4 protein-coding genes and 1 pseudogene are annotated in these 6,000 nt (G+C 37.8%); 1 reads left to right on the top strand and 4 read right to left on the bottom strand.

The features are described 5' to 3' along the window. Positions 1–385 (top strand): annotated as a pseudogene (locus PseudUWO310_RS23035) (ISKra4 family transposase); the annotation flags it as partial. Here PseudUWO310_RS23035 and PseudUWO310_RS19225 read toward each other — a convergent pair. The 4 genes from PseudUWO310_RS19225 to PseudUWO310_RS19210 all read right to left on the bottom strand — a co-directional run bounded on the left by PseudUWO310_RS19225 (position 378) and on the right by PseudUWO310_RS19210 (position 5,940). After that, positions 378–2,732, bottom strand: coding sequence for an NACHT domain-containing protein (locus PseudUWO310_RS19225; protein WP_143122099.1), 2,355 nt, complete (start codon positions 2,730–2,732; stop codon positions 378–380). The pseudogene PseudUWO310_RS23035 and the gene PseudUWO310_RS19225 overlap by 8 nt on opposite strands. 763 nt (positions 2,733–3,495) lie before the next feature. Next, positions 3,496–4,152: a class I SAM-dependent methyltransferase gene (locus PseudUWO310_RS19220; RefSeq protein WP_143122098.1), complete on the bottom strand. Its 657-nt coding sequence runs from the start codon at positions 4,150–4,152 to the stop codon at positions 3,496–3,498. A gap of 129 nt (positions 4,153–4,281) precedes the next feature. After that, entirely contained in the window at positions 4,282–4,884 is a 603-nt protein-coding gene (locus PseudUWO310_RS19215) for a Uma2 family endonuclease (RefSeq protein ID WP_143122097.1), read from the bottom strand. 102 nt (positions 4,885–4,986) lie between these two features. Next, entirely contained in the window at positions 4,987–5,940 is a 954-nt protein-coding gene (locus tag PseudUWO310_RS19210) for a bile acid:sodium symporter family protein (RefSeq protein WP_143122096.1), read from the bottom strand. Between the last annotated feature and the right edge of the window lie 60 nt (positions 5,941–6,000).

Here is a 6,000-nt window from a genome sequence, read left to right as displayed (position 1 = left end):
GGACTGGTTTCATTTGAAAGAACATCTTTATGCTGTTGGTGGTTCTTTGCGTCGTCTAGCCAAGGTAGAAGATTTTCTCTGGCAAGGTGATGTTGAGCAGGCGATTGTCTTATTTTCAGGTTGTAAATTCAAACGAGCTATCAATTTTCTAGCTTATTTACGCAATCACCGTCATCGTATACCTGAGTATGGTTATCTACAGAAACAGGGGCTAACCATTGGTTCTGGCTCTGTTGAATCGGCGGTTAAGCAGATTGGTCGTCGGGTCAAGATTTCGGGTGCTCAGTGGAATCAGCAAAATGTTGCTCAAGTTTTGAAACATCGGTGCGCTTATCTCAATGGCTATTTCTATTCCCCTAAGTATTTTTGCTCAGTGCCTAATTGAGATGCTCCCTCCATTCTTCTAAGGCATCTCTAATTTCTTCATACCTGTGCGAATCATTAATGGTAATTCCAAAATCTGTAATGATTTCGGGATAAGCTAAATTAAACAGGGTTGCACCTTCGGAGTTATGTCCGAATTGAATGAATAAGCGTGAAGCCTTGAATGCATAAGCGTTAGTACAATGAAGTACGTTACCTTTTCGTAGGTAATTTCTTGCTATATCGGGTTTTTCTATGACTAAATATTCTTCTGTAAATGAGGCAGGATCAATATTAAACTCTCGTCTTTCTATTTCTGCTAATGAAAATAAATATCTTACAAGTGTATTGATGTCCTTAGTTTGTCGGGCTATTTCAATCCCTAATTTTGCGTCCTGTTTTATTTCTTCAACAGGTCTAAAATCTAATAGCTGAGCAGTAAAATTGTCTGGCGTAACCTCTGAAACGAATTTGTCATATTGCTTTGCTCGAAAAAGATGATGATTTTGTTTCCATGATTTTTCAACCTTTGATTTCAAATAATAATCTGCAAGTTGGCTGTGATATTTAAGGTTTTCCTCTTGGTCAAATTCGTTTGTCAGGTAATTTAATGATGTGTGAGAAAGAAGAAACTGCTTGAATGAATTATGAAAGAATGACAACGAATTTTCAGTTTCATTAAACAATACTTTAGCTTTTTCTGTGAATGACTTTAAAACACTTCGCTTAATTCCCCATTCTTGGACAAACTGAAGGTTGATTGAATCATTAATCCGTGCTATCAATCCCAAAAAATGAATTAAGCTTTCATCTTGTTGAATTGGATTCCATATTTTTTGATAGTAGGTTTCGATACTTCCATCAATTGTTTCAAAAGAATTTATTGTATCGTCAACGGAATCTGATCCAATTATTTTTTCAATAAGATAAGATAAGTATAACGGATGTCCCTGTGACTTTTCAAATATTTGCAACTTTTGAGTGTCACTAAGTTGAATTGAGATATTGAGATTGCTTATGTATTTATAGACTTCCTCTTTTTTTAGAGAATCAATTTGAATTGTTCTATCACCTTTCTGAAATTCTGTTTTTATTTCTTGTTGAATGTCATCAAGGTCATAAGATTGGCTTCCTAAAATGATGAAAACTCCTTCTGGGAGAGAAGCTGGCAAAGGTAAAGCTCGGAGGAAACTATCTGTTGTTAATTTATATTCTCTTGGCACATGGTCTAAACCATCAATAATTATTATGGTTGTCTGACCACTTGTTGCGAACTCGTCTCCAACAGCTTTTAATTGCTCGTTGAAAACGTCTTTTAGAAAGAATAAATCTTTGTATGGAAGAATATCTCTTTTGTATATTCCTGCTTCTTTTAGCTGAAAAACTAAATCATAGAAAAGATAAGTAGCGTTTCCTCGTTCGTGAAAATTCAGATGAGAAGAAGGATTAACAAAATCAAAAGCGTAATATCTTACAATTCTTTTTTTTAAACCTTTTGACCATTGATTCAATAAGGTTGATTTTCCAGAACCCGGACTACCTTGCAAGAATAAATAGCCGCTTTTGTGTTCAGCTAACTTTGAATCTAGCAACTCAATTGTAGATTGAATTGGCTGGTATCTTTGTCTATCAACAATTAAATCGTGGTTGAAAAAAGTTTTAAATCTTTCCGTCCAGCCAATACTTTGTATAATTTTTCCTCTTGAAAACTCAACATTCCTTTCTTTACTTCCTGCTTGTTCCCATAAAAATCTGGAAAGGTCTATGAGGTCTTTGTCCTCTCTTGTATAATATGCTTTTTCAATACCAAACCTTTTTCTTTCATAACTATGTTTAAAATCGAAAACACGAATAAACTTATCAAATTCGGTATCATCAAGGTTTGTTGCCTTTTGGAACTCAGCAATAATGGGATTCCATTTTGCATCAATCGGCTGATTCGATTTTAATTTTTTCCAAACCTCATTAATGAAATTTTCAAATGAACCGATTTTAGTACTTCCGTCTTTCAAGCTATCATGTGAAGAAACACGCTTGTTTGTTATTAAGTGCGGTATTACTTTCTTACTTTGATTGTTTGCTTTTAAACTTTTCCAACTTGATGTGATAAGTGGAATTAATTCTATAAAATTGGCAAATGATATGTTTGCATCTGCAATCGTCCACTTTACTTGATAAGCGTGAAGTTCTGAATGATCAGAATATTGAATGTCGTCAAGTTTTTCAGCTTTAGGGTCGGCAACTCTTATCCACTCAAGTTTGTTATTTATTAGATTCAAATAAACAACCCAAGCGAATTCGTCAAATTGTGGCAAATAACCACCTATTGCCGCTCTTTCTCCACTTGCTGATACTGTTTCTTCGCTCATTTTATCGTATTATTTACGTTGGCAAAAAATGGCTCTTTTGGTTTTTTGAGCTTTGGCTCGTGTGTCGGTAAAACCCAAATGTGCCATTTTACGGGTGGACTTTTTTATTCTATGTCTGTTCATTAATTTTTGCACTATCGTCATTTTAGGGTTGCAGCTAACGACTGTGTACAGTTATTGTCCTTATACCACCAAAATGGAGGGATAAGAACAATTGTTTATATATTTCTTTTATCATTTTCTCTCCTTTTATTCAAAAACTCATCAATTACCTTTTTTATAACTATAGCAATCCTAAATGGTTTGTGGAAGTGCCCTTCTTTTGGGGGGCACTTCCACAAACCCCAAAATCTACAAATGATTTAGGAATGCTATATGTATTAGACGGAAATTGTATTAGACGGAAATTTTCGTCTAATATGACTATAGGGTATATAGGCTGCAAGTCAAGTTTCTGCCTAATCACCTTGTAAGGCGTATTATAAAGAGAAATTTTGCCTAAGAGCCTGTTTTAGGTTAACTATACGGAATTTTTCTACCTAATCATCTAAATAGGCAGATTAGCCAGAATTTCTTCGGCAATATTCATTTAGAGCAAAAAAGATACAAAAAAATATTTTTATTTACATATATCAACGCGATCGCAGGTTACACATCACGTTAAAAATAGAATCAGAAAGAAGCGGAAATAAGAAAACCATCAAACTGTATATAGCGATCGCGCTTAATAACAGCAAAAGGCGATCGCTTATTTCGTTGAGATCTAATGCTTTAAAGCAAGGGTCAAACCATCGGAGACAGGTAATAGCGATAGAGAAATCCGTTGATCTTGATGTAACTTCTCATTGAGGGCGCGAATTGCTAAAGTGTCAGCATCTTGGAACTCTGGATCGATTACTCGTCCACTCCACAAGACATTATCGATCGCAATTAAGCCACCTTGACGCACCAACTGTAGCGATCGCTCATAGTAGCCATCATAATTCTCTTTATCCGCATCAATGAAGGCAAAATCAAAGGTGTTTGCTTGACCCTCGGCAAGTAAGCGATCGAGGGTCTGAATTGCAGGCGCGATATGCAAATCAATTTTATGAGCAACTTCTGCCTTTTGCCAATAGCGTCTGGCAATGCTGGTATATTCTTCGCTCACATCACAGGCAATCACTTTCCCATCTTCAGGTAATGCAAGAGCAACGGAAAGAGAACTATAGCCCGTAAATACGCCCACCTCTAAGGTCTTCTTAGCCCCAATCAATTGAATCAACAAAGCCATTAACTGACCCTGCTCTGGAGCAATCTGCATATTGCCTCTAGCATGGTTCTCAGTTTCGTGGCGTAGTTCCTTGAGCAGAGGATGTTCTCTTAAGGTAACCGACAAAAGATAGTTATGCAGGCGATCGTTTAAAGGGGTAAATTTCATGATTAGAGAACTGTACAAAGAAAATATTTGAATGTACTAATACTCTATCAATTTACCGTAGTTTGCTGATCTAAACCCTAAAATACAAATGGCGGCACAAAGCACCGCCATTTGTATTTTAGGGTTTTGCTATAGTTCAGATATTGGCGACAATTCTACATCTTCATAAATCTGCGATAGGGGACATTGAAAATCAATACTAGTTAACTCAAAAATATCAGGATTAGCAGTTTCAGCAAAATCATCTGGATAGCTAGTTAATTCCCATTTACCCGCATTCCCCCGCCGATAAACATCAATGTTAATTTTCTCAGCGTCAATCAAGACATACTCTAACAAGGTGGAAAAACGGCGGTAATACTTAAACTTATCACCGCGATCAAATCCTGCGGTACTTGGTGATAAAACTTCGATAATTAGTTTTGGGAAGAAGATTGCTTCACGCGATCGCCGATCTTGCTCATTACAACTCACCACTATATCTGGATAGAAATATGGTCCTTTTTCTGAAATCTTGACCTTGGCATCAGACATTCTCACTTTACAGCCTTTTTCGCGTAAGAATGGCTTCAAAATGGTTGTTAAGTTTACAGCAATATCATTATGGGGCAAAGTTCCGCCAGCCATCGCATAAACTTCACCATCAATATATTCATGGCGAACTTGCTGTTCTGCTTCCCATGCCAGATATTCTTCAGGTGTAAAGAACTGCTTTTGAAGATTCGCAATCATCAATTTTTTCCTGTAACCTCTTCTTAAAAGTAACACATTTAGGATTTGTGCAAAATGTCGAAATGCAGGGGTAATTTATGAATTACCCCTGCATTTCGACATTTATTGCGGATTGCCTAGAGAAGATGCGCTTACTTCAGTCGATGGAACCTGCTGACTTGCTGATTGATTTAGTGAGAATCTGGCAATCAATCGAATTACCACAAACAACGATAAACTCGTCACCACAATTACGCTGATAATCGCAGGATCTTCAAAGTTTGTGCCAGCAACGATTAATGCGCCTGCAATATTACGCTGAGCCGTGCCTACGCCAAGGGTTAACCTTGTGTCGAGATTCGGTCCACCGAGCAAATATCCGACAGCAAAGGCGACAATGATAAAAATAGCGATCGCTAACACAATGCCGCTTTGGGCTAAGACGATCAGACTATTAAATTGCAAGGCGAGAGATGAAGTTAAACCCAATATAAGCGCAAAGCTATTGACTCGACGCAGAAAGGGAATAACGCTGATGGCGATCGCCTCAAAGCGTGATCTAATCAATAGCCCGATCGCTAAGGGAGGTAATAGGGACACAAATAGCGGTTTCGCAACTTGCCAAGGACTGATCTGCACACCATCTAAAACCAGTGGTAAGACAATCGGCATAAAGATGGCGGAGGCAAGCATCAAGACCATCATCAGTCCTGCGGCAAAGGCAAGATTTCCATTTACCATTTGCGCCAACTTCGGCAACACAGGGGGACCCGCTGCGACTGCAAGGATTGTAAAGCCAATCTTAATCGGTTCACTTACGGGTATAAAGTGCAGCAGTCCCAGAACTAAAATCGGTACAATTACGAGGTTGGCGATCAGAGAGCAAAGGACTAGCCGCCAATTGCGAAGAGGCTCGATAATCTGCGGTATGGTGAGACTCAAGCCTGTGGCTAGTAACATCGCTAGAATAAATAGCAAAAAGGAAAGTCGATTAAGGAAGATAAAGTCAATTTTGTGAAAATAAAAGTCTAGTTGTTGGAGCAGATCGGGATTGAGATGGGATAATAATTCATTCATAGTGAATTTGAGAAGGTTGTACACTTTAAACTGATAGTTAGGATAGGCGGCGCAACGCGC

Source organism: Pseudanabaena sp. UWO310 (assembly GCF_006861605.1).
Lineage (GTDB): Bacteria > Cyanobacteriota > Cyanobacteriia > Pseudanabaenales > Pseudanabaenaceae > Pseudanabaena.
Note: the sequence above shows the minus strand (reverse complement) of the source record. Positions and strands in the feature narration are given on the sequence as shown.

What these genes read in the sequence shown, in the direction of transcription:
- PseudUWO310_RS19225 (WP_143122099.1), bottom strand. Translation starts at nt 2,732, where the DNA reads ATGAGCGAAGAAACAGTATCAGCAAGTGGAGAAAGAGCGGCAATAGGT.
- PseudUWO310_RS19220 (WP_143122098.1), bottom strand. Translation starts at nt 4,152, where the DNA reads ATGAAATTTACCCCTTTAAACGATCGCCTGCATAACTATCTTTTGTCG.
- PseudUWO310_RS19215 (WP_143122097.1), bottom strand. Translation starts at nt 4,884, where the DNA reads ATGATTGCGAATCTTCAAAAGCAGTTCTTTACACCTGAAGAATATCTG.
- PseudUWO310_RS19210 (WP_143122096.1), bottom strand. Translation starts at nt 5,940, where the DNA reads ATGAATGAATTATTATCCCATCTCAATCCCGATCTGCTCCAACAACTA.